Consider the following 26175-nt stretch of genomic DNA (forward strand, 5'->3'; position numbering starts at 1 on the left):
CAGGGCTAGACAATTGCGCCCATCTTTCCTATTTGCTAGAATTATTCTAAAGACCACGTGCGGGGCGCGCTAGGTTGGTCCCCGAGGAGGCGACATGTTTATTCAGACCGAGGCTACCCCCAATCCGCAGACGCTCAAGTTCATTCCGGGTAAGCCGGTGCTCGCGGAGGGTACGGCCGACTTCCGGGCCAAGCGCGATGCCGGAGCCTCGCCGCTTGCAAGCCGGCTGTTCGACATCGATGGCGTCGCGGGGGTGTTCCTGGGGTCGGATTTCATCTCGGTCACCAAGACCGACGCCGAATGGCAGCATCTGAAGCCCATGATCCTCGGAGCGATCATGGAGCACTATTTGTCGGGTGCGGCCGTCGTCGATGGTGAGGAAGCCAACGATGAAGCGGAAGGCGCGTACGCCGCCGAAGATGCCGACGTCGTGGCAACGATCAAGGAGCTTCTGGAAACGCGCGTCCGGCCCGCAGTGGCTCAGGACGGTGGCGATATCACTTTCGCCGGTTTCCGCGATGGCATCGTCTATCTCCACATGCGCGGCGCCTGTTCTGGATGCCCGAGTTCCACGGCGACGTTGCGGCACGGCATCGAGAACCTGCTGAAGCACTTCTGTCCGGAAGTGGAAGAGGTCCAGGCCGTTTAAGCCAAGCCAGTCTCGTCGGAACCCCGCCCTTCCGGCGGGGTTTTTCTTGATGCGGATGCTCGGTATCCGCATTGTCCGCGGCTGCACCTGAAGGATTTCTGCATGTCGTCTGCTCTCGACGAGGCTTCGCTCTCGCAGCTCTTTTTGAGCGCCCGCACGTATTCCGCCTGGCAAGAGAAGCCGGTGCCGGATGAGCTTCTGGTTCGGATCGTCGATCTCATGAAGCTTGGGCCGACAAGTGGCAACTGCGAGCCGGTTCGGATCGTGTTCGTGCGCTCGGCGGAGGCCAAAGCACGGCTCAAACCGTTTCTTTCCCAAGGCAATAGCGACAAGACAATGAAGGCGCCGGTGACTGCGATCATCGGCTACGATCTCAAGTTCTACGAACTGCTGCCGCGTCTTTTTCCGCATACGGATGCGCGCTCCTGGTTCACGGGAAAGCCCGAGCACATCCAGGAGACCGCATTCCGCAACAGTTCGCTCCAGGGCGCCTACCTCATCCTTGCGGCGCGGGCGGTGGGCCTCGATTGCGGGCCCATGTCCGGCTTCGATCAGGCGGGAGTCACGGCAGAGTTTTTTGCCGGGACGGACATCAAGGCAAACTTCCTTTGCAATCTTGGCTACGGCGATGCCTCGACACTGAAACCGCGCCTGCCGCGCCTCAGCTTCGACGAGCTGGCAAAAATAGTCTGAGCGCGGGATTCCCTTTGTCCAAACGTTGCATGATCCGGTGAGCACGATATGCTCGCGGCATGAATACGCTCGCATTCGACACTTGTTTCGGCGCCTGCTCGGTCGCGGTCACTTGGGCAACGCCTGAGGGACCTCGCGGCGCATTTCGTTTCGAGCGGCTGGAGAGGGGGCACGCTGAACGCCTGATGCCCTTGATCGCCGACGCGATGAGTGAAGCGCCTTTCGATTTTTCCGCACTTCAACGTTTGGTTGTCACGACAGGACCTGGAACCTTCACGGGCCAGCGGGTCGGGATTGCTGCTGCACGCGCGCTTTCGCTTGCGACGGGTGCGCCCGTTGCGTCTCTCCCGAGTCTCGCGGTGATGGCCCATACGGCCGCGCACCAACTTAAAGGCGAAACCGCAGGAAAGACACTTGCTGCGGCGGTCGATGCGCGGCGCGGCGAGATCTACGTGCAGTTCTTCTCCGGTCCCGATCTCGCAGCGCTGGACGAGCCCTTGTTGACGACGCCAGAGGACGCTGCGCGGCGGCTCGCCGGCCGGGACGTTGTGGCCGTCGGTTCGGGTTCCCAGCTGCTCGCGGATGGCGCGCGCGCAAAGGGGCTTTCCATCTCCGTGCGATTGGCGACACTGGAACCGGACGTGCGATTTGTGCCGGAGGCCGCGATCCCAACGGATTTCGGCGTGCCGCGTCCCCTTTATCTCAGGCCACCGGATGCAAAGCCGCAGGACGGTGCCTCCCTTGCGAGAGTGTCATGACGAATGGTGCGACCTTCGATCCCAAGTACGTCTCGCTTCTATGGGCGGGGCCGGAGCACGCCGCGGACATCACACGGCTTCACTCTCAGCTCTTCGATCCAGCTTGGTCCGAAGAGAGCGTACGTGCTCTTCTCGAGCATCCTGCCTCGACCGCCTTCGCAGCCATGATCGGGGGCGCGCCGAAAACCTGCGTGGGATTCGTCATGGCGCAACTCGCGGCGGACGAAGCGGAAATCCTTTCGATCGGCGTCGCCAAGGACTGGCAGCGGAAGGGAATCGGCAAGCGGCTTGTCGAGGGCGTTGCGCGCGCGGCACAGAAGGCCGAGGCGAAGAAACTCTTCCTCGAGGTTGCGGCTGATAACGACGCCGCCATGGAGCTCTATCAGCGCGCCGGTTTTCTCGGGATCGGCCTCAGGCGGGGGTACTACGAACGGACGGGGCGGGATGCCGTGGACGCCGTAACGTTAGCTCTAAGGCTCTAGTCTGCCTTGCAGAATCCCATATTTTGATCCAGTACAAAGATCATAATTGCGCCGCGTGCTCGCGCGGCAGATCACACACGGGATTTGCGTTATGCCCGTTCTGAAAGACGAAAGCCTCTCACGGCTTGAGGTGCTGTGCGCGGAACATGGCCTTCGCATGACTGGCCAGCGCCGGGTGATCGCGCGTGTGCTTTCGGAAGCGCGTGATCATCCCGATGTGGAGGAGCTTCACCGGCGCGCCCACCTGGTCGACTCGCATATTTCGCTGTCGACCGTGTATCGGACGGTCAATCTTCTCGAAAAAAAGGGGATTCTCGAGCGGCATGCCTTCGGACGGGGGCGCGGCCGCTACGAGGAAGCCAAGCGCGACCACCACGATCACCTGATCGACATCGCGACAGGACGCGTCATCGAATTTCAAAGTGCTGACATCGAACGGCTGCAGGAAAAGATTGCACGCGAGCTCGGTTACACTCTGGTCGGACACCGGCTAGAGCTTTACGGTGAGCCGATCGATAAGAAGAAGCTGCCGCGAAAGGGATAGCTCACTTCGCGTGAGCCGAGGACATGGGTGCGTTCAGAGCAACGTCAATTCTGGCTGGGTTCTTTACGCTGACCGTACCGCTCATGCCGGTGCAGGCGCTTCTGCTGCGGGTCTCGCCGTCCGGAGCGCGGCGCTTTCCGAACTGGTATCATCGGCGTGTCTGCAGGCTCTTCGGCATCAAGCTGCACATCGACGGCGCTGTCATGTCCGACAAGCCGGTGCTGTTGATCTCCAATCATACGTCCTGGCTCGACATCCCCGTGCTTTCCGCGGTCGCGCCGCTGTCGTTTGTGGCCAAGAAAGAAGTCGGGCGCTGGCCGTTCGTGTCGAGCCTGGCGCGCCTTCAGCGCACGGTCTTCGTCGATCGTGAGCGGCGCAGCGCGGTGGGCGAAACGACGAACGAGATCATGGCGCGGCTGGCCACGGGCGATACGGTCGTTCTTTTCGCGGAAGGCACGTCGAGCGACGGAAACCGCGTTCTGCCATTCAAAACGTCGTTGTTTGCCGCCGCGAAGCCGCCGGGGAAAACGGGTGCTGCTCCGGCCGTCCGGTCGGATGTCGTGGTGCAGACGTTGTCGATTGTCTACACGCGACTGCACGGCGTGCCGATCAATCGATCGGCGCGACCGATGGTCGGTTGGTTCGGTGACATGGAAATGCAGAGCCACGCCTGGGAATTGCTCAAGGCGGGTCCGCTCGACGTCCGTATTCGGATCAGCCCGCCCATTCCGCTCGACAGTTTTGCAGACCGCAAGGATCTCGCGCGGCGGAGCGAGGATCAAATCCGCGAAAATGTCGTCCGGCTTTTGCGCGGCTACCCCGACGACATGCCAATCTCGGTCACGGCTCCTGCGGCGGAGGCGCGCACGACCCCTCGTCAGCAAAGCAGTGGGAGCTTGTTCCGCTGAGTCGCCAAACCGCTCGACTTTCGGCGCTGTCGAAGGCTTGACGTCCGCCAGCGCTGGTTACACAACTCTATTAACTCCTGGTTTCATCGCCTTGGTGCCGCTGGACAAAGGGATGGCGCAATGCTGCAATGCGGCAAGCACAGGATGCAGGCGCGGTCGATTTGTGATACCGCGACGAGCGGATGATCGAAGGCCGGATGCAGAGTTCTTTGGACGATCTTGAGCCAATAGCCTCGGACGATGTGGCGACACAGCCAGGTTTGGGTGAAGGTGCGCCTTCACCTGAGGCGAAGCGCGTGTTCATCAAGACGTTCGGCTGCCAGATGAATGTTTACGACTCCGAGCGCATGAGCGAGGCACTCGCGGCGCAGGGCTATGTCGAGACGAGCGAGGCGTCCGAGGCCGATCTTGCCATCCTCAACACCTGCCACATTCGTGAGAAAGCGGCGGAGAAGGTCTATTCGGATCTCGGGCGTCTGCGCGACATCAAACGCGATCGCGCCAAGGGCGGCAAAGAGACTTTCATCGCGGTTGCCGGCTGCGTCGCGCAAGCCGAGGGCGACGAGATCGTGCGGCGGGCGCCGGCGGTCGATCTTGTGGTCGGTCCGCAGAGCTACCACCGTTTGCCGGAACTGCTTTCGCGTCTCAGGGGTGGCGAAAAGGCCCTGGTCGAGACGGCCTTCCCGGACGAAGACAAGTTCGATGCGCTTCCCGACCGGCGTCCGGCGAAAGCGGCTTCGGCCTTTCTTACCGTGCAGGAAGGGTGCGATAAATTCTGTACGTTCTGCGTCGTGCCCTACACGCGAGGAATGGAATTTTCTCGTCCCGTTGCGGCGCTGATGGACGAAGCGCGCCGTCTCGTTGATCGCGGCGTGCGCGACATCACGTTGCTGGGGCAGAACGTCAACGGTTATCATGGCGAGGGCACAGACGGTGAAGCCAAGTCTTTGGCCGCGCTAATCCGCGAGCTCGCTTCAATCGGTGGGCTGCAGCGCATCCGCTACATGACGAGCCATCCCCGCGACATGAGCGACGACCTCATTGCGGCGCATGCTCACGAAGAAAAGCTGATGCCGTATCTGCATTTGCCATTTCAGGCCGGATCGGATCGCATCCTCGCAGCGATGAACCGCAAGCATACGGCTGCGGAGTATCTTCGTCTCATTGCTCGCATCCGCGAGGCTCGGCCCGACATCGCGCTATCGACCGATATCATCGTGGGATTTCCGGGAGAGACAGACCAGGATTTCGAGGACACACTCGCGCTCGTGAAAGAAGTAGGCTTCGCGCACGCGTTCTCATTCAAGTACAGTCCGCGGCCCGGCACTCCGGCATCTACCATGGATGGGCAGGTTCCCGAGGACGTCAAGCGTGAGCGGCTGGACCGGCTGCAGACGCTTATCGAAGAGTGCTTGGCGCGTTTCAACGGCGCCAGCGTCGGCAAGACCCTTCCCGTGCTGTTCGAAAAGGCCGGGCGCCGCGAGGGGCAGCTCGTCGGTCGGTCTCCCTATTTGCAGTTGGTGCACGCGGACGCCGATCCGGCACTCGTCGGAAGTATCGTAAACGTCGACATCCGATCGGCCGGTTCGAACAGCCTGTCGGGCGTCATATGCGGGTAAAAATGAACCTGTTAACGGTTTGCGCATTGGGCAGAAGCGTGGATTCGATGCGAGTTCCGCCTATGCTAGGATCAAAGGACGGAGCCCGATTCGGCTCCGCTCGGGGCTTGTGATTGATCGTGCTTCTCGTCGTATATGAAGCTTCCAGAGTCCTGGAAGCACCCCTCTCGGGAGACGAAACGATTGACAGCAATTCGCGGCCAAACGGCTATAGGTCGAAGGCGAGTGCCTAAGTCTCCAATTCCGAGCAAGAGAGTTGTTGTTCCTTTCGAGGACAACCGGCTTCTCACCCATCTTCTCGGCGAGTTCGATGCCCATCTGGCATTGATCGAAGACCGGCTCGGAATAGAAGCCCACGCACACGGCAATATTGTCATTCTCAATGGATCGGAGGCGGCTTGCGAGATTGCGCGCGAAGTTCTGGAAAGCCTCTATGAGCGTGTTTCGAAGGGAGATCATGTGGGACCAGGCGATTTCGACGGGCTGATCCGACATGCCCGGCAGCAGGATTCCCCTTCATCCGACGGCCAGGCGCAGATCGCGACGCGACGCAAGGTGGTCAAGGCGCGTACGCCCTCACAGAGCCTCTACATTCGGGCGCTTGAGAAAACCGATCTCGTGTTCGGTATCGGGCCTGCCGGCACGGGTAAGACCTACCTCGCGGTGGCGTTCGCGGCTCAGTGCCTCGAGCGAGGAGTTGTCGAGCGCATCATCCTGTCGCGTCCTGCTGTAGAGGCTGGTGAACGGCTCGGATTCTTGCCCGGCGATATGCGCGAGAAGGTCGATCCCTACCTTCGACCTCTGTATGATGCGCTCTATGATGTGCTGCCGCCGGAGAAAGTCGAACGGGATCTCGAACAAGGCGTTATCGAGATCGCGCCCCTCGCTTTTATGCGCGGGCGCACGCTCGCCAATGCGTTCGTCATTCTCGACGAAGCGCAGAATACGACAAGCATGCAGATGAAGATGTTTCTGACGCGGCTTGGCGAGGGCTCCAAGATGGTGGTTACGGGCGATCCTTCGCAGATCGATTTGCCGCCGGGAATGGTTTCCGGTCTTGAGGAAGCCGTGCGTCTTCTTTCGGATGTTCCGGATATCAACGCAGTCCGGTTCACTAACTCCGACGTCGTACGGCGCGATCTGGTTGCAAAGATCGTCGAAGCGTACGATCGCGTCGGGACGAGGAAGCCCTGACATGCCGGATTCGGCAGACAGTCGAAGTCGGAGCGAGGGGGGTCGCGAGGCTCCCCTCTGGCTCAGCCTCGACATTCTCGATGAAGCGGGAGACTGGTCGCGGATTGATGACCGTGACTCACTGATCGCATCTGCGGCAAGCGCCCTCGCGAACTACCCGCGGTTCGCATCCCTTGATACGGCAGAGGCGTGCGTCGCGCTCAGCGATGACGAGACGGTGCGCGACCTCAACGCGCGTTATCGCGGCAAGGACAAGCCGACGAACGTGCTCTCCTTTTCGGCTCCCGACGGCATCGTGGCTCAAAGGCTGCCGGTGGCACTGGGCGATATCGTGCTCGCTCAAGAGACGGTCGAACGCGAAGCCGTCGAGCAGGGCATTCCGTTGGCCCACCACCTTCAGCACCTTGTCGTGCACGGCCTCCTGCATCTCCTGGGTTTCGATCACGAGACCGAATCCGAAGCCGAGGAAATGGAAGGCATCGAGATCGAAATTCTCGCGAGCCTCGGTATTCCCAATCCCTACAGCGCCGACGAGGCGATTTGTTCCAACCCATGAATAGTGACGACGATCCGATGGACGATGTGAGTCGCGACGAACGGCCGACGATGCGCGAGAGCGCGAGCGGGTGGCTTCAGCATCTTTGGACGCGGCTCGGACTTGCGGAGCAGCCAACGCTTCGCGACAAGCTGGAAGTACTCCTCAAGGAAGAAGCGAAAGCGACCGGTGGGTTCTCGCCCGAAGAGCGCAAGATGCTTTCGGGGCTCCTGCGCTTCGGCGCGTCGCGCGTCGATGAAATCATGGTTCCGCGTGCGGACATCATTGCCATCGAAGAGATGGAGCCGCTCGGTGATCTCGTTCTGTTGTTCGAGGAGGCCGGCGTCTCGCGAATTCCGGTCTTCCACGACACTCTGGACGATCCGCGCGGGATGATTCACATCAAGGATCTCTTTCGCTGGATCTCGTCCGAGGTTGCTGGCCGCGAGTTACGCGAGCCGACGAAGCAAAGGCTCATTCAGCCGGAAACCGGGCTGAAGGGCGAGGGCGACGCGAAGGGTTCGACCAAGCCGGATCTCAGCCGGATTGATCTCACACGGTCGATTGCGGTGCTCAAGCTTCGCAAGCCGGTTCTTTATGTTCCGCCATCCATGCCTGCCATGAACCTCCTGGTGCGCATGCAGGCGACGCATATTCACATGGCGCTCATCGTGGACGAATACGGTGGAACCGACGGGCTTGTGACGATCGAAGATCTGGTCGAGCAGATCGTCGGCGACATCGAGGATGAGCACGACGAGGTGGAGGCGGACCTGATCGCGGTCGATCCCAAACTCGGACTCGTGGCGTCCGGCCGCGCGCCGGTGAAGGAACTCGAAACGCGGCTCGGCGTGAAGCTTTTGAAACCTGACGAGGAAACTGACATCGATACGCTCGGCGGGTTGGTGTTTGCCATCGTGGGGCGTGTTCCCGCACGCGGTGAACTCATTCGTCATCCCACGGGCGTCGAGTTCGAGGTGCTCGATGCAGATCCGCGGCGGGTCAAGCGCCTCAAAATTCATCTTCCGCCTGTTCATCCGGCGGACAACGGTCGGCCCCACTGAGCTGCGTGATGGGGGTGTTGGATCGTCTCGGTGATTGGGAACACGCGGTAAGAACTGCGCGCGGATGGCGCCGTCTTGGCATTGCGTTTGCGGCCGGTGCTGTTTCCAATCTTGCTATCGCGCCGTTCTTTTTCTCTCCCATCCTGTTTCTCTCGATTCCTGTTTTCGTCTGGCTCATCGATGGCGCTGCGAGCCGGGGCTCCGCGCGTGAACGCTTCAAAGCGGCTGCGAGTGCCGGATGGTGGTTCGGTTTTGGCTATTTTTTGTTGGGCTTGTTCTGGATCGGAGAAGCCTTTCTCGTTGAGGCGGACAAATTCGGCTGGTTGTTGCCGTTCGCCGTAACACTCATGCCAGCGGGGCTCGCGCTGTTCTGGGCGGGCGCCGCAGCAGCGGCTGTCGTCGCGTGGCGGATGGGGTTCGGGCGGCTCCTCGTCCTCGCGCTGGCTCTTGCTACCGCTGAATGGCTGCGAGGCCATATCCTGACGGGTTTTCCGTGGAACGTGCTCGGTTATGCGCTGACCTGGCCGCTTGTGCTCATGCAGAGCTCCGGGCTTCTCGGGATCTACGGCCTGACGCTGGTTGCTATGCCGATTTTCGGTGCGCCACTTGTCTTGCTCGCCGATGCGTCGCCATTGAAGCGGCGCAGTGTGAGTGTTCGCGCGCTTCTGATCACCAGTGTGCCGTTGGTGTTTCTCTTTGCCTACGGGGCAGTCCGGCTCGCGACAGCTCCGAGCGGCGTTGTCGACGGTGTCAAAATCAGGATCGTTCAGCCAAGCATCCCGCAGCGAGAAAAATGGTTGCCGGATAGGCAAGGAGCGATCTTCCAGGACCATCTCGCGCTGTCGGCAACCGATCCGTCAGGAAAACGCGATGACCTCGCCGGTATTACACACGTCATTTGGCCAGAGGCAGCGATGCCCTTTTTGCCGCTCGAGCATCCCGAGGCGTTGGACGCGATCGGTGACATGTTGCCGGACGGCACTTTTCTGCTCACAGGTGCATTAAGGCGCGAAGCTGCAACATCCGGCGACGGGGGGCTGTCGAAGCGACGGGCGTACAACAGTCTCATGCTTTTCGACGGAAGGGGCGGGCTTGCCGGTGTCTACGACAAGACACACCTTGTTCCGTTCGGTGAATACCTTCCGTGGCAGAACATGCTCGAGGCGGTGGGACTGGAGCAATTGACGCGGCTGCGCGGAGGATTTTCCGTCGGTGTTACGCCGCGGCCCACGCTCGCTGTGCCAGGCCTGCCGACGGTGGGCGGGCTCATTTGCTATGAGGCGATTTTTCCAGGTGTCGGGGCTAATAGTGCCAGCCCGCCGGGAGTGCTCGTGAATGTGACCAACGACGGATGGTTCGGAAATACGACAGGTCCGCGACAACATTTCCATCAGGCGCGCGTGCGGGCTGTCGAGGAAGGACTGCCGCTCATCAGAGCGGCGAACAACGGCATCTCGTCCGTCGTCGATTCAAGTGGGCGAGTCGTTGGTATGCTCGGAATGAACCAGAAAGGCTCGCTGGATGCGCTGCTGCCTGTTGCGCGTTCTCCGGGTCTCTACGCCGTCATGGGTGACGGAGTATTCTTACTCGTTGCCTTGTTGTTCGCGGCTGCACTCCGGTTGTTCTCCCATTCTCCGGACCACTGACGTTCAGTAGTAGACACCGCTGTTCCGCCCCAAGAAGTATGCCTATTTCAATCCGCGGTTGATTCGCAGGCTGTCGATTCTTCCCAAGATGTAAGGTGCAAACTCTTTTCATGCTGGTAAATATTGACCCCAGCACTTGAGTTTTCTAGGCAGTGTATCGGTGGGACGACGACGACCGGGTAGGGGAGCGGAATACGGATGTCCAAAGAAGTCACCATCGACGATGACGCCGATACTGAACGCGGGTCACGGAAGCCCAATCCGATCGACGCTCATGTTGGAACACGCGTTCGGTTGCGCCGTATGCTGCTTGGCATGAGCCAGGAGAAGCTCGGCGAGCACCTTGGGCTGACGTTTCAACAGGTTCAGAAGTACGAAAAGGGTGTCAATCGCATCGGCGCGAGCCGGCTTTTCGACCTTTCCCGCGTCCTCGGCGTGCCCGTTCAATTCTTTTACGACGAAGCCCCGGCGGATCTCATGGAAGCCCAGCTTGCGCCGGGGTTCTCAGAACGTCCGACCGAGAGCTATGTGGTCGAATTTCTCTCTACCCGAGAAGGTCTTGAGCTTAACAAGGCGTTCGTAAAAATCGCCGATCCACGCGTCCGTCGGTCTGTCGTCGAGCTGGTTCGCGCGCTAGGCGGGGACGAGACGGCGGACTAAAACGTCGCCTTCGCCCATTATTGCATCATCGGACGTTCTGTCGCTTCGCCGTTGCCGTATCCCCGCCGGGGCGCGCTTGACCGAACTCCGAAAAACCTGCAAGACACGGCCCGAATTCACTGGGCGGAATCGATCCGATGCCCATTGCATCGGGCAGTCCCGGTTCTTGGATTTTTCGCATTTTCCGGCTGATTCATCCGGTTATGCGCCGCGCGAGACGAGGGGACCTAGGTGGCACGCCAGTCATATCTATTCACGAGCGAATCCGTTTCTGAGGGGCATCCGGACAAGGTCTGCGATCGCATCTCCGACGAGGTTGTGGACGCTTTCTTCCGCGAGGGTGCCGCCGAGGGGCTCGACCCTTGGGCGATCCGCGCCGCTTGCGAAACTCTCGCGACCACCAACCGCGTGATCATCGCCGGTGAGTATCGTGGTCCGCGCTCGGTCACCGTCGCGAAGATCGAGGACATCACGCGCGCTGCCATCAAGGATATCGGCTACGAGCAGGACGGCTTCCACTGGGCCAACTGCAATATCGAAGTTCTGCTGCACGGCCAGTCGTCCGACATCGCGCAGGGCGTCGATGCGAAGCAGCCCACAAATCAGGAAGAGGGCGCCGGCGACCAGGGCATCATGTTCGGGTATGCCTGCCGCGAGACGCCTGAGCTGATGCCGGCCCCGATCTACTACAGCCACAAGATCCTCGAGGATCTTGCCCGTGCGCGTAAGTCCAGAAACGGCGACGCAGCCAAGCTTGGGCCGGACTCCAAGAGCCAGGTCACAGTTCGCTACGAGAACGGCCAGCCGGTGGGCGTGACGCAGATCGTGGTTTCGCATCAGCATGTGGTCGAGGATCTTTCCTCGAAGCAGGTTCGCGACATCATCGAGCCGTACGTGCGTAGCGCCCTGCCGGACGGCTGGATCGGCAAGGATACGATCTGGCACATCAATCCAACGGGCAAGTTCTACATCGGCGGTCCTGACGGCGACACCGGCCTCACCGGCCGCAAGATTATCGTCGACACGTACGGCGGCGCAGCTCCTCACGGCGGCGGTGCGTTTTCGGGCAAGGACCCGACCAAGGTCGATCGCTCGGCTGCCTATGCCGCGCGATATTTGGCGAAGAACGTTGTTGCCGCCGGCCTTGCGGACCGCTGCACGATTCAGCTCGCCTACGCGATCGGCGTTGCGCGCCCCTTGTCGATCTATGTGGACACGCACGGCACGGGCAAGGTCGACGAGGCGGCCATCGAAGTTGCGCTCGCCAAGTCGATGGATCTTACGCCGCGCGGCATCCGCCAGCAGTTGGATCTCAACCGTCCGATCTACGCACGCACGTCGGCATACGGACACTTCGGCCGCAAGCCGGACAATGATGGCGGCTTCTCTTGGGAGAAGCTCGATCTGGCCGATACGATCAAGAAGGCTGTCTGAGCCTTTCGGATTTGAGCGAATTGCAAACGGCCGCAGCGATTGCGGCCGTTTGTTTTGAGGATGACACGACGTGGATCCAGCCGGCGGCAAACCCTCGCAAGGGCCTACGACTGAACTCCGCTCTTTCGGGCGCCGGCGGGGGCGTAAGCTGAGCTCCCGGCAGGATCAGCTGATGGCGGACCTGCTACCCCGCGTCGGCGTCGATCCCTCGGGACCGCCGCTTGCCGACATTCGAACTCTTTTTCCAGCCGATGCGACGGAGTACTGGCTCGAAATAGGGTTCGGAGGCGCAGAGCATCTCATCTGGCAGGCCAAGCACAACGGGCGCGTTGGCTTGATCGGATGCGAGCCATTCGAGGATGGGTTGGTTAAGGCGTTAACCGCCATCGAAGACGGCGACCTCAAGAACGTGCGTCTCTTTGGAGACGACGTTCGGCCGCTGCTGCGATGGCTTCCGGAAGCCTCGATCTCGCGCGTTTTTATGCTGTTTCCGGACCCGTGGCCGAAGAAGCGGCATCACAAGCGGCGGCTGTTTTCAGCCGACCTCCTCCGTCTGCTCGCCCGCGTGATGGCGCCGGGTGCGGAAATGCGCCTCGCCACCGATATCGGCGACTACGCGCGCACTGCGCTATTGGCCGTTGCGCAGACGCCCGAGTTCCGTTGGACTGCGGACTGCGCGGAGGACTGGCGTGTCCGCTCTCCTGACTGGCCTGCAACCCGCTATGAGGCCAAGGCCGGCCGCGAGGGGCGCCGCTGTTATTTCTTTCGATTTTTACGGGAATAGTCCCCGATACTCGCCAAGGTACCGGCTTTTCGAAGTCTTTGGGGCCGGTAAAGACCAGGAAAGCCGCTTGCAAGGGCTGTCATCCTCACGTATTATTAGGACGCTCATGATCATCTCAACTTTGAGAGTGGGCCCCTCAAGGGTCCGCTCTTTTTGTTTTGGCGCCTAGGGCGGCGGCCGGAATTAACTTGGTATGGACAATACGAACGAGGTCGCAACGAGCGATCGCTTCATTGAGGAGACGGGTCTCGCATCGGAACTGGCTGCGCTTGTTGAGCCGGTTCTCGATAGCTTGGGATTTCGCCTTGTCCGCATCGAAGTGTCGGGCCGCGATGGAAAGACCGTCCAGATCATGGCCGAGCGTCCCGATGGCTCGATCACGATCGACGATTGCGAGATGATCTCGAAGGCCATCTCGCCCATCTTCGATGTGCAGGACATTGTGAGCGACAGCTATCGGCTCGAAATTTCATCGCCGGGCATCGATCGGCCTCTGGTGCGTCCGTCCGACTTCGTGGACTGGGCAGGATCGGAGGCGAAGATCGAGCTCAGGGCGCCGATCGAGGGCCGCAAGCGTTTTCGTGGCCATCTCGAGGGCTTCGAGGATGGCGAGGTTCTGATCGAAGCGGATCTCGGAGAAGAGGGCCGCAAGGTTATCGGGCTCGCTGTCGAACTGATTGCGAGCGCGCGCCTCGTGTTGACGGATGAGCTCATCCGTGAAGCGCTGAGCCGCGCGAAGGCAAAAGGCAAAGAACAACTCGGAGACGGCGTCGAAGCCGATCCGGACGAACTGAAGACCGACGACGTGGAGGGTCTCTAGACATGGCAGGCGTTGCAGGCATTAGCGCCAATAGGCTCGAGCTTCTGCAGATTGCGGATGCTGTCGCGCGCGAGAAAACGATCGACCGCAAGATCGTGATCCAGGCCATGGAAGATGCGATCCAGAAGGCCGCGAAATCGCGTTATGGTGCCGAGAACGATATCCGCTGTGAAATCGACCCCAAGACCGGCGAAACGCGGCTTTCGCGCGTGCTGGCGGTCGTCGACGACGTTGAGAATGAAGCCACCCAGATCACGGTCGAAGACGCCAAGCGCCGCAATCCCGAGGCGAAGGCCGGCGACCTGATCGCGGAAAGCCTGCCGCCGCTCGATTTCGGCCGCGTCGCTGCGCAGAACGCGAAGCAGGTCATTGTCCAGAAGGTTCGCGAAGCCGAGCGCGATCGCCAGTTCGGCGAGTACAAGGATCGCGTCGGCGAGATCGTGAACGGCACGGTGAAGCGCGCTGAGTACGGCAACGTGATCGTCGATCTCGGACGCGCCGAGGGCATCATCCGCCGCGACGAGATGATCCCGCGCGAGAACGTCCGCTACGGCGACCGTATCCGCGCCTATATTTACGACGTGCGCCGCGAGCAGCGTGGCCCGCAGATTTTCCTGTCCCGCGCGCGCCCCGAATTCATGTCGAAGCTCTTCGCGCAGGAAGTGCCGGAGATCTATGACGGCGTCGTCGAGATCAAGTCGGTGGCCCGCGATCCCGGTTCGCGCGCGAAGATCGCCGTCATCTCGCGCGATAGCTCGATCGATCCGGTCGGCGCATGTGTCGGTATGCGCGGCGCGCGCGTGCAGGCGGTCGTCAATGAGCTGCAGGGTGAGAAGGTCGACATCATCCAGTGGAACCCGGATGCGGCGAGCTTCATTGTCAATGCGCTTGCTCCGGCGGAAGTATCCAAGGTCGTTCTCGACGAAGACAGCAACCGCATCGAGGTCGTGGTGCCGGAGAGCCAGCTCTCGCTCGCCATCGGCCGGCGCGGTCAGAACGTGCGGCTCGCTTCACAGCTGACCGGCTGGGATATCGATATCCTGACCGAGCAGGAAGAGAGCGAGCGGCGTCAGAAGGAATTCGCTGAGCGCTCGCAGGTGTTCATGGATGCGCTCGACGTCGACGAGGTCATCGCGCAGCTGCTCGTCACGGAAGGGTTCGCGTCGGTCGAGGAGGTTGCTTACGTCGATCTCTCGGAAATCGCGCACATCGAAGGCTTCGACGAGAACACGGCGAGCGAGATCCAGACGCGTGCTCGCGAGTATCTCGAGAAGCTCGAGGCCGAGCGCGATGCGCGCCGCCGCGAGCTCGGCGTGTCGGATGACCTTCTGAAAGTCGAAGGCGTGACGACGGCGATGCTGGTCGCGTTCGGCGAGAATGGCATCAAGACGGTCGAAGATCTCGCTGATTGCGCCACCGACGATCTGGTCGGCTGGACGGAGCGTTCGAAGGACAAAGAGGTCGAGCCCGTGCGTCACAAGGGCGTGCTCGATGGGTTCGAGGTGGACCGCAAGGACGCCGAGGCATTGATTTTGGCGGCTCGTGTGGTTGCCGGTTGGATTACGCCCGACGAGGCTCCGGCCTCGGAGGAAGACGAAGACAGCGCTGCCGAGGGCTCGGAAGTATCCGAACCCGCGTCGGAAGCGTAAGGCCGTGGTGCTGCGCGAACGAGTTTTGGAGGACTTCGGGCATTGGCTGACCGCCGCCGCCAGTACGATGATGCGGAACCTGCCGCCGTTTCAGACGGCAGGCTGCGTCTCTGTGCGGCCACGCGGGAAGCGCTCGACCCGGACGCTCTGATCCGTTTCGTCGCAGGTCCTGACGGAGATATCGTTCCGGATCTTGCGCGCCGTCTTCCCGGGCGTGGGGTTTGGGTCACGGCCTCCAAAGACGTTCTCGCGCGCGCGGTGAAGGCCAACGTTTTCGCCAAGAGCCTGAAGCGGAATGTCCGGGCCGATTCCCAACTGCCTGACCGGGTCGAGCAACTCCTGGAAAAACGGGCTCTCGAAGCGTTGGCCATAGCCAACAAAGCGGGACTTGTGACGACCGGTTTCCAGCAGGTGGACGAGCTTCTGGAAAGCGGAACGGCGGTCGGCCTCGTTCAGGGGGCCGATGCGGCAGAAGGCGGGCGGGAAAAGCTGCAGCGGAAGTTTGCTGCGGTTGCGCGCGCGAAGGGCCAGAAAACGGCTTTAGTAACCAGTCTATCGACAGAACAATTGAGCTTGGCCATGGGGCGGTCAAATGTGGTACATGCTGCCCTCATACAAGGTGGAGCCGCCCAGCGGTTTTTGAACGAGGCCGAGCGGCTGGAACGCTACCGGTCGGGTTCTGTCACATCCGGTGCGGCCGGTGATGTGCCGGAAAACACCTCAAATTTAAAGGTTTGAACGGATATCGAATGAGCGAAACCAAGGACACTGCCGACAAGACGCTGGCTGGGGGCGGACGCAAGCCGCTATCGCTTCAGCGCACCGTTGAATCGGGCCACGTCCGGCAGAGCTTCAGCCATGGACGCTCCAAGTCGGTGGTGGTGGAAAAGCGCAAGACGCGCAAGCTGGCGACGCCTGGCGCACCGGCAGATCAGCCTGCACCCGTTGCTGCAGCGCCGGCCCCGAAGGTCGAGGCCAAGGCCCCGCCGAAGGCCCCGGCTGCGCGTTCCGAGTCCGCCGGCAAGTCCGATCTCCTTCGCCCCGAGGAGCGCGACGCACGTGCGCGCGCTCTGGAGGCCGCGCGCCGGCAAGCGGTCGAGGATGCGCAGCGCGCCGAAGAGCAGCGTGCAGCCGAAGCCAAGCGCGCCGCTGAGGCTCCTCCGCCGGCTCTCGAAGCTTCGGCTCCCGCTGTCGAAGCCCCCGCGCCGACGACACCACCGCCGGCTGCCCCGGCGCCTGTGACGAACGCCGAGCCTGCCCCGCGTCCGGCGCCTGCTGGGCCGCGCCCAGCAGCTGCGCGTCCGCCCGCCGCCGAAGGTCACGCTCCGCGCGCCACGCCGCAGCGCCAGCAGCGGCCGACGTCCTACGATACGCGTTTTGCTCCGCGTGAGGGCGGCCGTCCCAAACAGATCGAGATCCCGCGTCCTGCCGCTGCTCAGCCGCCGTCTTCGCGCGGCGCCGTTGCAGCCGAGGCCGGCAAGCTGACCAAGGAAGCGCCGCAGGTGCGCGCGCGTCCCGTTGCTGATGTCGGGGAGGACGATGAGGCACGCGGCGTCAAGCGCGGCCCCGGCAACAAAGTTGTCCGCACGCCGGTCAAGACGACTGAGGATCACCGCGCGCGCGGCAAGCTCACCATCAACAATGCCCTCGACGAGCAACAGCGCGAGCGGTCTCTGGCTTCGCTCAAGCGCAAGCGCGAGCGCGAGAAGCTCAAGGCCATGGGCATCCAACAGCCCAGGGACAAGATTGTGCGCGAAGTCATTATTCCCGAGGCCATCACGATCCAGGATCTCTCCAACCGCATGACGGAACGCGCCGTCGACCTCATCAGGTTCCTGATGAAGGAAGGCGCAATGCACAAGATCACGGACGTGATCGATGCGGATACCGCAGAACTCATCGTGACCGAGTTCGGCCATACGCCGAAGCGCGTTTCTGAAGCCGACGTCGAAACCGGCTTCATCGGCGAGAAGGACGTCGACGAGCACATGCAGTCGCGTGCGCCCGTCGTCACGATCATGGGTCACGTCGACCACGGCAAGACGTCGTTGCTCGACGCCATCCGCCAGACCAACGTCGTGTCAGGTGAAGCGGGCGGCATCACGCAGCATATCGGCGCCTATCAGGTGACGACGCCGGCGGGCGCGAAGGTGACGTTCATCGATACGCCGGGCCACGCTGCGTTTACCGCGATGCGTGCTCGCGGCGCCAAGGTGACGGATATCGTCATTCTTGTCGTCGCGGCGGACGACGGCGTCATGCCGCAAACCGTCGAGGCCATCAATCACGCCAAGGCGGCGAACGTTCCGATCATTGTTGCGATCAACAAGATCGACAAGCCGCAGTCGGATCCGAACCGCGTGCGCACCGAACTGCTCCAGCACGAGATCGTCGTGGAGAGCATGGGCGGCGAGACGCTTGAGGTTCCGGTTTCGGCGCTCAAGCGCACCAATCTCGACAAGCTCCTCGAGGGCATTCAGCTCCAGGCCGAAATCCTCGAGCTCAAGGCCAATCCGGATCGCTCGGCAGAGGGCATTGTCATCGAGGCCAAGCTCGAGCGCGGCCGTGGCCCTGTGGGCACGGTTCTCGTACAGCGCGGCACGCTCAAGGTCGGCGACATCGTCGTGGCCGGCACCGCGTGGGGCCGTGTGCGCGCCCTGGTCGACGACAAGGGTGAAAACGTGGATGGCGCCGGACCGTCGGTTCCCGTCGAGGTCCTGGGCTTCAACTCGGCTCCTGAGGCGGGCGATCAGATCGCCGTCGTCGAGAACGAGGGCCGTGCGCGCGAAATTACCGATTACCGCATCCGCAAGCGTCGCGAGACGCTGGGTGGCGCAGGAACGGCGCGTACGCTCGAGCAGATGATGCAGCAGCTCAAGGAGGCCGGTAAGAAGGAATTCCCGCTGGTCATCAAGGGCGACGTGCAGGGTTCGGTGGAAGCCATCGCCGGCTCTCTCGACAAGCTCGGCACGAGCGAGGTGATGGCGCGCATCGTCCACTCGGCGGTCGGCGGCATCACGGAGTCCGATATCGCGCTGGCGGTGGCGTCCAAGGCGGTCGTGATTGGCTTCAACGTGCGTGCCAACGCACAAGCGAAGCAGGCTGCTGACAGCCAGGGTATCGAGATCCGCTACTACAACATCATCTACGATCTGGTGGATGACGTGAAAGCGGCGATGTCCGGTCTGCTTGCGCCGACAAAGCGCGAGGTGTTCCTCGGTTACGCCTCGATCAAACAGGTGTTCAACATCTCGAAGGTCGGCAAGGTTGCAGGTTGCGTGGTGACGGAAGGCAAAGTCGAGCGCGGCGCGAAGGTGCGCCTCCTGCGCGACAAGGTCGTCATTCACGAGGGCACGCTGTCGATCCTCAAGCGCTTCAAGGATGAGGTTAAGGAAGTGCCGGCCGGGCAGGAATGCGGTATGGCCTTCGCTAACTACCAAGACATCCGGGAAGGCGACGAGATCGAGTGCTTCCAGGTCGAGACCATCAAGCGGAGTCTTTAGGCGCTCACGCGCTGTTCCTTTCGCCCGTTCGGGCGAAAGGGCGCGCTCCGCGGGGGCGCGGCTTGCCGCGGGTCGCCTTGCTCCCCGGCCCCCTTTGGGGGCCGAAGCGTTGCTGAAAGAGGCGTTTGCCTCGTGCCGGTTCGATCCCGGTAGGATGAAGAAGATATGTCCAGACGGAAATCCCATCAGACCAAGGGTCCTTCGCAGCGTCAGCTCCGCGTCGGCGAGCTGATCCGCCACAAGCTGGCGGAGATGCTGGCGCGCGGCGAAATCTATGACGACGTGCTCGCCTCTCATGTGACGACGATCACGGAAGTGCGCATGTCTCCGGATCTGCGGCTGGCGACCGCCTACGTGATGCCGTTAGGCGGCAAGGATACGGCGGCAGTTATCGAGGCGCTGACCCGCAATCAGAAGTTCATACGCGGCGAAATCGCCCATGCTGTCGATCTCAGGTCGGCACCCGAGGTCCGCTTCCGCGAAGACGAGACGTTCGAGGAAGTGAATCGCATCGACATGCTGCTGCACAGCGACAAGGTGCGCCGCGACGTGGAAAAGGATTAGGCCTTTTTCACTTGCTGCGGCGATCGACTTTTCGCCCGCGCCCGGACACCCACTCACTTCAAGAGTTACGAATGGCACGACGCAAAAAAGGCAATCCCATCCATGGGTGGCTCATTCTCGACAAGCCGCTCGAGATGACGTCGACGCGGGCTGTCGGCATTCTCAAGCGGCTGTTCTTCGCGCAGAAGGTGGGACATGCGGGGACGCTCGATCCGCTCGCCACCGGGATTCTACCAATTGCGTTTGGCGAGGCGACAAAGACTGTTTCCTTCGCGATGGACGGAGAAAAGGTCTATCGCTTCACGGTGCGCTGGGGCGCGGAAACGGAGACCGATGACGCCGAGGGCGCGGTGACCGCGACCGGCGAAGGACGGCCCACCGTCGCTGATATCGAGGCGCTGCTGCCGCAGTTCACCGGCGAGATCATGCAGGTACCGCCGCAGTATTCGGCGATTAAGGTCGATGGTGAGCGCGCCTACGCGTTGGCCCGCGACGGCGAAGAGGTTGTGCTCGAGCCACGCCCGGTGGTGATTGACGAGCTTCGTCTTATCGATGTTCCGGATGGTGACACGGCGGTGTTCGAGGCTCGCTGTGGCAAGGGCACCTATGTGCGCGCCATCGCCCGCGACATGGGACGCACTCTCGGCTGCCGTGGTCATGTGATCGGCCTCAGGCGCACGCGTGTCGGTCCGTTCGCAGAGGCAGAGGCCGTGAGCCTCAGTGAGATCGAGGATGCGGCGGAAGCGGGGGAGGATCTCGCGTCGTTGTTGCAGCCGGTTGAGATGGCGCTCGGGGAGATCCTCGAGGTGAATGTCAGTCCATCGGATGCTGCTGATCTGGTGCAGGGGCGGAGCGTGCTGATCCGGGGCCGCGATGCGCCGGTGCTAGGCGGGGCGGCCTACGCCATGTCGAAGGGGCAGATCGTGGCACTGGGCGAAATCGAGCGCGGCGCACTGCATCCGACGCGCGTGTTCAATTTCGGCGGCTAGGCGAAAATTCCACTCGGGAGAAGTTCGCATCTGTTCGATTGATTGCGCGCACCTATATGTGTGCGTGACCATGCGGACCTACGAGCAGAGTTGCGGACATTTCAGATTGCACCGGATTGCCGTTGTGTTGGCGGCAATCGTCGGGTTCGTTGTGCTGTCGATCAGCGCTTCTCCCGCGTGGGCGCGGGATGCTGAAAATGCCGTCATCTTCGACGAGGCGGCCCGCGTCGTGCGCCACAATTTCTACGACCGCCACCTTCGGGGAAAAGACTGGGACGCCATCGTTGCTCGTCACCGTCCGCAGTATCTCGCCGCGACCACCAACGAGGCGCGGTCGGCCGCCATCAACGACATGCTTGCGGAACTCGACGCTTCGCACATGATCTATGCCACGGCCGAGGACCCGGCCTATTATCAACTCGTCGATATTTTCCGTTTCGGATTGAGGCGCGACCTTTCGAAATACTTTCCCAACGGCATTTCTTATCCCGGCATCGGAATTTTCACGCGCGAGATCGACGGCAAGACGTTCGTTACGGGTGTTCTTGCGGGCAGCGCTGCGGCCAAGGCCGATCTCAAGACGGGCGATGAGATTCTGACGGTAGATGGCGCTCCGTTCGAGCCGGTTTCCTCCTTTCGCGACAAAGTCGGCTCAACGGTGACGATGTCGATCCGCCGTGTGCGGGGAGGGCCGGTGTCTGTCGTCGAGGTGCGTCCTGAGCACATCGAGCCTGGCAAGGCGTTTCGCACCGCGATGCAGGAGAGTGCGCGCCTCATCGAGGCGAATGGCAAGCGTATCGGGTACATCCACGTCTGGTCGTACGCGGGCCAGGACTATCAGGACATCCTCGAAGAAGAGTTGAGTTCGGGGAAGCTCAAAGATGCAGACGCCCTGATCTGGGACCTGCGCGATGGATGGGGTGGGGCGAGGCCGCAATTCCTCGACATCTTCAATGCGCGCGCTCCTGACCTCACGTTCACCGCGCGATCAGGCAAAACTTCATATGCCGGTTTCAAGTGGCGCAAGCCGGCCGCCGTGCTGATCAACGGCGGAACCCGCAGCGGCAAGGAGGTGCTTGCTTACGGTTTCAAAAAGTACGGATACGGCGAGCTTATCGGAACGCGCACCGCCGGAGCCTTGCTCGCAGGCCGGGGGTTCCTGCTCTCGGACGGCAGCTTCTTAATGGTGGCCGTGAACGACGTGGCCGTGGATAGCGAGCGCCTCGAAGGTGTCGGCGTCGCGCCGACTATCGAGGTCCCTTTGGAGATCCCCTATTCCGCGGGTGCCGATCCGCAGCTCGATAAGGCCGTCGAGGTTCTTGGCGAGGGGACGCGGGGTTAATTGCGATTATCGCAACGCATCGTTGAGTGGATGCAACTTTTTCTCGCCTTGTTGTGATTTTATATAATTAAATCAATTGTATGGTCGATCTGCTTGGCGATTACCGCTTATGTTGTTGCAATTTTCGCAACTTTTTCTCGCTGGGCCGGGGCGAACGTGTATAAAGCCCCCATCTGGCCGCACCTTGGGTGCGGACGGCGTTTCTGTTTGCGACCTGGCTGGACGACATCCCGGCTATGGCCGTTTTCCGGCTGGCCCGCTTTCGCGCGGTCCGCCCTCCATCCTGAAAGGAGCTCCCGATGTCGCTGACGATTGAACACAAGACCAAGGTCATCAAGGACAACGCCACCAAGGCGAACGACACCGGCTCGCCCGAAGTGCAGGTTGCGATCCTGACGGAGCGCATCAACGGTCTCACCGAGCACTTCAAGACGCACAAGAAGGACAACCATTCGCGCCGCGGGCTGCTCAAGATGGTCAGCCAGCGCCGCCAGCTTCTGGACTACGTTAAGCGCAAGGATGAGGCGCGCTACCAGAAGATCATCGAAAAGCTTGGCATCCGCCGCTAATCGCGCGGATTCCGGCCGGCGATGGCGCAAAGCCTTGAGGCTTCGAGCCTTTTGCGAATGTGAGGAAAGCGTGGCGCCGCCGGCCTTTTGGTTCGCGGCGCCGCTTGCATTCGTGCTAAGGAAGCCGCGCATCATAGAGACATGAAACAGAGATAGAACGAAAGAACGAACATGTTCGATATTCACCGCGTGGAAATTGAATGGGGCGGGCGCAAGCTCAAGCTCGAAACCGGGCATATGGCCCGCCAGGCCGACGCGGCCGTCTATGCGCAGTACGGCGAGACCAGTGTTCTGGCCACCGTTGTGGGCGCCAAGAGCCCGAAGCCGGGCATCGATTTCTTCCCGCTCACCGTGAACTACCAGGAGCGCACGTACGCCGCGGGCAAGATCCCGGGCGGCTACTTCAAGCGTGAAGGCCGTCCCACCGAGAAGGAGACGCTGACCTCGCGCCTCATCGACCGTCCGATCCGTCCGCTGTTCGTCGATGGCTTCAAGAACGAAGTGCAGGTCGTCGTGACCGTGCTCAGCCACGATCTCGAGAACGATCCGGATATTGTCGGCATGGTTGCCGCCTCCGCGGCTCTCACCCTGTCGGGTCTGCCGTTCCTCGGACCGATCGGCGCAGCCCGCGTCGGCGTGATCGGCGGCGAGTACGTGCTCAACCCGATGATCGACGAAATGCCGGAGAGTACGCTCGACCTCGTCATTGCCGGCACGCAGGATGCCGTGATGATGGTCGAAAGCGAGGCGAAAGAGCTGTCCGAGAAGGTGATGCTCGACGCCGTGATGTTCGGCCACAAGCACTTCCAGCCGGTGATCGATGCGATCATCAAGCTCGCCGAGAAGGCTGCCAAGGAGCCCTGGGACATCAAGCTTCCGGACTCCGACAAGTACAAGGATCAGGTCAAGGCAATCGCAGGTGACCTGCTCAAGACTGCCTTCTCGACCAAGGAGAAGGGCAAGCGTCAGGATCTCGTCTCCGAAGCCAAGAAAAAGGTCGTCGAGGGCGTCCAGCTTTCGGCCGATGATGCCAGCGAGAAGGTGTTGCTGACGGATGCCTTCAAGGCGCTCGAAATGGACATCATGCGCGGCGACGTGCTGAAGACGAAGCGCCGTATTGATGGCCGCGACCTCGAGACGGTTCGTCCCATCCTTTCGGAAGTGCACGTGCTGCCGCGTACGCACGGCTCGGCGCTGTTCACGCGCGGCGAGACGCAGGCCCTCGTGGTCGCGACGCTCGGCACCGGTGAGGACGAGCAGTACATCGACAGCCTCGAAGGCACGAAGAAAGAGCGCTTTCTTCTGCACTATAACTTCCCGCCCTACTCGGTGGGTGAGACGGGCCGCATGGGCTCGCCGGGTCGCCGCGAAATCGGCCACGGTAAGCTCGCTTGGCGCGCCGTGCATCCGCTGCTTCCGAAGGCCGACGAGTTCCCCTACACGCTGCGCGTCGTCTCGGAGATCACCGAGAGCAACGGCTCGTCCTCGATGGCGACCGTTTGCGGCACTTCGCTGGCGCTGATGGATGCGGGCGTTCCGCTGAAGTCGCCGGTTGCGGGTATCGCCATGGGCCTCATCAAGGAAGGCGACGACTTCGCAGTTCTGTCGGACATCCTCGGCGACGAGGACCACCTCGGCGACATGGACTTCAAGGTGGCCGGCACGGCGAACGGCGTCACCGCTCTGCAGATGGACATCAAGATCACCGGTATCACCGAAGAGATCATGAAGGTCGCCCTCGAGCAGGCGAACAAGGGCCGCCTGCACATCCTGGGTGAGATGTCGAAGGCGCTGACGGGCGCTCGCGAAGAGCTCGGCGAGTATGCCCCGCGCATCGAGACGATCAAGATCCCGACCGACAAGATCCGCGAAGTGATCGGCTCGGGCGGCTCGGTCATTCGCTCGATCGTCGAAGAGAGCGGCGCCAAGATCGACATCGACGACGACGGCACGGTGAAGATCGCCGCTGCGAAGCGCGAGAGCATCGAAGCAGCGCTCAACCGCATCAAGGGCATCACGTCGGAGCCCGAGGTCGGTCAGATCTACAAGGGCAAGGTCGTCAAGATCATGGAGTTCGGCGCGTTCGTGAACTTCTTCGGCGCGAAGGACGGCCTGGTCCATATTTCGCAGCTCACGCAGGGCCGTCCGCAGACTGTCGGCGAAGTGGTGAAGGAAGGCCAGGAAGTCTACGTGAAGCTGTTGGGCTTCGACGATCGCGGCAAGGTGCGTCTCTCGATGAAGATTGTCGATCAGGCCACGGGCGCAGAGATTCCGCGCGCCGAGGGCGAGCCTGAGGAGACGTTCTCGGCCGAGCGTCCGCCGCGCCGCGAGCGCGAGGGTGGCCGCGGCGAGCGCCGCCGCCGCGAGTAGTTCGCTCGCGCGTCACCACTGAAAAACGAAGGCCGCGGGGCTTATGCTCCGCGGCTTTTTTCGTCCTGAGGGAGGGCCGCAAGCAGAGATGCGGCGATGAGAGGCGCGACGGCGGGGGAATTGCCGATAGCGCCGGTGTAGATGGCGTTCGCCTCGGTCTCGGCGATGGCCTCGGGCACATCCTCACCTGCGTGCATGCCGTCTCCGAAAAAGAAGCCGGCGACTACGGTCGGTGCCGTCGAGGCGTGCAGGGCGTCATCGAGGAACGGCTCTTCTTCGAGAAAGGCCGTCGTGACGCTGGCGAAGCGGCGGGCGAGTGCGGCGCGCGCTGCGGCTTTGCGCGTGGCTGTAGCGGATGCCGGGCCGAGCTTTGAGCCATGACCGACGACGAGAAGGCGGGCACTGGCCGGGTCGATGGCGTGTGCCGCCGCCGCAGCGAGCGATTCCTGGACGAGAATATCGGGAAGGCCAGGATCGAGTCCGAGTGGTGCGAGCAGCACAGGCTCCGGCACGATGCCGACGGCGTTCACGCGCTCGCGCACCTTCTGCACGAAATAGCCGTCCGCCATAAACAGCGGATACACAGCGATCCGTGCCGCGCCGAATTGCGCAGCATTCTTCACCGCTTCTTCGAGGGAGGGCTCACCCTTTAGAACACCAGTCCCGACGTGAAGTCCGGTCAGCTTGCGTACGGCCGCAGCCTGGGCTTCGAGTGCCGCGTTGGGAGACGCGCCGCCGCGATCTCCATGCGCCACCAGAACGGCCGCGAGCGTTTCTGGTGCCCTTGGAGTCATGATGTGGCCGCGGCCTGTGCGATGGCTGCCTCGAGTGCACCGCGCACAGCTGGGGAGAGGTTCAGGCTGCCGGCTGCTGTCTTGCCGTGCTCCGACATCTTGCCGAGCGTCTTGGCGAGAATGGTGACGACCTTTTCGGGCTCGTGCTTGGCGGCGAAGTCGTCGGCGTAGTGGGCGAGGAACACAAGCGAGGCGATGTCCTCGACGGCTTGCGCCTCGGCATCGCGGCGGAAGTTCTCCTTGCGGACGAGCGCGCCCACGCGGCTGATTTTGGCTTCGTCGTATCCGCAAGATGCCAGGATTTCGCCCGTCCATTCGGCGTGCTTGCGACCGAGGTCTTTGCGCCAGCGGAGATAACCCGGACGATCCATAGGATAGGTGGACCGGGGCACTTCCCAACGGCGGATGTGCTGGGCACGGGCTGCGATGCGCAGTTCTTCCGACGCCTCGGGATAGACGCGCTCCTGCATGGTGGACATGCGTTGGCCGTAGGCAAGTTCGGCGGGAATATCCTTTCCGTCCATCTTTACGCGGTTCGGATCGGCGCTGTTGGCGGCGTCGATTTTTTCGAGAGCGGTCTGGAGCCGGTTCATCACGGGTCTTTC

The 26175-nt window shown here is 61.9% G+C and carries 25 protein-coding genes; 23 read left to right on the forward strand and 2 right to left on the reverse strand.

All coding sequences use genetic code 11. The features are described from left to right. The first annotated feature begins 94 nt into the window (after positions 1-94). The 23 genes from VHO05_RS13090 to pnp all read left to right on the forward strand — a co-directional run bounded on the left by VHO05_RS13090 (position 95) and on the right by pnp (position 24776). The gene (locus VHO05_RS13090; protein ID WP_329647023.1) at positions 95-649 is read left to right on the forward strand and encodes a NifU family protein; all 555 of its coding nucleotides are present in this window, start codon (positions 95-97) and stop codon (positions 647-649) included. 102 nt (positions 650-751) lie between these two features. Continuing rightward, positions 752-1342, forward strand: coding sequence for a malonic semialdehyde reductase (locus VHO05_RS13095; RefSeq protein WP_329647024.1), 591 nt, complete (start codon positions 752-754; stop codon positions 1340-1342). Between the two features lie 59 nt (positions 1343-1401). Then, positions 1402-2100, forward strand: coding sequence for a tRNA (adenosine(37)-N6)-threonylcarbamoyltransferase complex dimerization subunit type 1 TsaB (gene tsaB / locus VHO05_RS13100; protein WP_329647025.1), 699 nt, complete (start codon positions 1402-1404; stop codon positions 2098-2100). Next, positions 2097-2582, forward strand: coding sequence for a ribosomal protein S18-alanine N-acetyltransferase (gene rimI / locus VHO05_RS13105; RefSeq protein WP_329647026.1), 486 nt, complete (start codon positions 2097-2099; stop codon positions 2580-2582). The genes tsaB and rimI overlap by 4 nt, the downstream gene beginning before the upstream one ends. Positions 2583-2673: 91 nt before the next feature. Further along, positions 2674-3126, forward strand: a complete 453-nt coding sequence (locus VHO05_RS13110; protein ID WP_329647027.1) for a Fur family transcriptional regulator — start codon at positions 2674-2676, stop codon at positions 3124-3126. 23 nt (positions 3127-3149) lie between these two features. Next, the gene (locus tag VHO05_RS13115) at positions 3150-4034 is read left to right on the forward strand and encodes a lysophospholipid acyltransferase family protein (RefSeq protein ID WP_329647028.1); all 885 of its coding nucleotides are present in this window, start codon (positions 3150-3152) and stop codon (positions 4032-4034) included. A 197-nt stretch (positions 4035-4231) separates the two neighbouring features. Next, positions 4232-5653 carry a tRNA (N6-isopentenyl adenosine(37)-C2)-methylthiotransferase MiaB gene (gene miaB / locus VHO05_RS13120; RefSeq protein WP_414653767.1) on the forward strand — a complete coding sequence of 474 codons (1422 nt, stop codon included), beginning with the start codon at positions 4232-4234 and terminating at the stop codon, positions 5651-5653. Between the two features lie 183 nt (positions 5654-5836). After that, on the forward strand, positions 5837-6847 hold the full coding sequence (locus VHO05_RS13125) for a PhoH family protein (protein ID WP_414653768.1): 1011 nt from the start codon (positions 5837-5839) through the stop codon (positions 6845-6847). Between the two features lies 1 nt (position 6848). After that, on the forward strand, positions 6849-7403 hold the full coding sequence (gene ybeY / locus VHO05_RS13130; protein ID WP_329647030.1) for an rRNA maturation RNase YbeY: 555 nt from the start codon (positions 6849-6851) through the stop codon (positions 7401-7403). Then, entirely contained in the window at positions 7400-8446 is a 1047-nt protein-coding gene (locus VHO05_RS13135; RefSeq protein WP_329647031.1) for a hemolysin family protein, read from the forward strand. Before ybeY ends, VHO05_RS13135 begins: the two co-directional genes overlap by 4 nt. A gap of 8 nt (positions 8447-8454) precedes the next feature. After that, entirely contained in the window at positions 8455-10092 is a 1638-nt protein-coding gene (lnt, locus tag VHO05_RS13140) for an apolipoprotein N-acyltransferase (RefSeq protein WP_329647032.1), read from the forward strand. A gap of 198 nt (positions 10093-10290) precedes the next feature. Beyond that, on the forward strand, positions 10291-10752 hold the full coding sequence (locus tag VHO05_RS13145) for a helix-turn-helix transcriptional regulator (RefSeq protein WP_329647033.1): 462 nt from the start codon (positions 10291-10293) through the stop codon (positions 10750-10752). A gap of 231 nt (positions 10753-10983) precedes the next feature. Then, positions 10984-12186 carry a methionine adenosyltransferase gene (gene metK / locus VHO05_RS13150; RefSeq protein ID WP_329647034.1) on the forward strand — a complete coding sequence of 401 codons (1203 nt, stop codon included), beginning with the start codon at positions 10984-10986 and terminating at the stop codon, positions 12184-12186. A 172-nt stretch (positions 12187-12358) separates the two neighbouring features. After that, on the forward strand, positions 12359-12970 hold the full coding sequence (gene trmB, locus VHO05_RS13155; RefSeq protein ID WP_329647035.1) for a tRNA (guanine(46)-N(7))-methyltransferase TrmB: 612 nt from the start codon (positions 12359-12361) through the stop codon (positions 12968-12970). 193 nt (positions 12971-13163) lie between these two features. Next, a complete protein-coding gene (gene rimP, locus VHO05_RS13160) occupies positions 13164-13790 on the forward strand; it encodes a ribosome maturation factor RimP (RefSeq protein ID WP_329647036.1) in 627 nt (208 codons plus the stop codon). A 2-nt stretch (positions 13791-13792) separates the two neighbouring features. Beyond that, positions 13793-15439: a transcription termination factor NusA gene (nusA, locus tag VHO05_RS13165; RefSeq protein ID WP_329647037.1), complete on the forward strand. Its 1647-nt coding sequence runs from the start codon at positions 13793-13795 to the stop codon at positions 15437-15439. Between the two features lie 42 nt (positions 15440-15481). Then, a complete protein-coding gene (locus VHO05_RS13170) occupies positions 15482-16177 on the forward strand; it encodes an RNA-binding protein (RefSeq protein ID WP_329647038.1) in 696 nt (231 codons plus the stop codon). An 11-nt stretch (positions 16178-16188) separates the two neighbouring features. Further along, positions 16189-18942, forward strand: a complete 2754-nt coding sequence (gene infB / locus VHO05_RS13175; RefSeq protein WP_329647039.1) for a translation initiation factor IF-2 — start codon at positions 16189-16191, stop codon at positions 18940-18942. A 165-nt stretch (positions 18943-19107) separates the two neighbouring features. Then, positions 19108-19506 carry a 30S ribosome-binding factor RbfA gene (rbfA, locus tag VHO05_RS13180; RefSeq protein ID WP_329647040.1) on the forward strand — a complete coding sequence of 133 codons (399 nt, stop codon included), beginning with the start codon at positions 19108-19110 and terminating at the stop codon, positions 19504-19506. Positions 19507-19577: 71 nt separating this feature from the next. Further along, a complete protein-coding gene (gene truB / locus VHO05_RS13185; RefSeq protein WP_329647041.1) occupies positions 19578-20495 on the forward strand; it encodes a tRNA pseudouridine(55) synthase TruB in 918 nt (305 codons plus the stop codon). Between the two features lie 106 nt (positions 20496-20601). After that, complete coding sequence (locus tag VHO05_RS13190) at positions 20602-21837, forward strand: S41 family peptidase (protein ID WP_329647042.1); 1236 nt, start codon at positions 20602-20604, stop codon at positions 21835-21837. A gap of 299 nt (positions 21838-22136) precedes the next feature. Beyond that, on the forward strand, positions 22137-22406 hold the full coding sequence (gene rpsO, locus VHO05_RS13195; RefSeq protein WP_329647043.1) for a 30S ribosomal protein S15: 270 nt from the start codon (positions 22137-22139) through the stop codon (positions 22404-22406). Positions 22407-22577: 171 nt separating this feature from the next. Continuing rightward, the gene (gene pnp / locus VHO05_RS13200) at positions 22578-24776 is read left to right on the forward strand and encodes a polyribonucleotide nucleotidyltransferase (protein ID WP_329647044.1); all 2199 of its coding nucleotides are present in this window, start codon (positions 22578-22580) and stop codon (positions 24774-24776) included. A 41-nt stretch (positions 24777-24817) separates the two neighbouring features. On the opposite strand, the gene VHO05_RS13205 is transcribed toward pnp, so the two are convergent. Beyond that, complete coding sequence (locus VHO05_RS13205; protein WP_329647045.1) at positions 24818-25570, reverse strand: CbiX/SirB N-terminal domain-containing protein; 753 nt, start codon at positions 25568-25570, stop codon at positions 24818-24820. Continuing rightward, positions 25567-26163 carry a DUF4202 domain-containing protein gene (locus VHO05_RS13210; protein ID WP_329647046.1) on the reverse strand — a complete coding sequence of 199 codons (597 nt, stop codon included), beginning with the start codon at positions 26161-26163 and terminating at the stop codon, positions 25567-25569. The genes VHO05_RS13205 and VHO05_RS13210 overlap by 4 nt, the downstream gene beginning before the upstream one ends. Positions 26164-26175: the final 12 nt, after the last annotated feature.

This window comes from Hyphomicrobium sp., assembly GCF_036262015.1.
Taxonomy (GTDB): Bacteria; Pseudomonadota; Alphaproteobacteria; order Rhizobiales; family Hyphomicrobiaceae; genus Hyphomicrobium_C.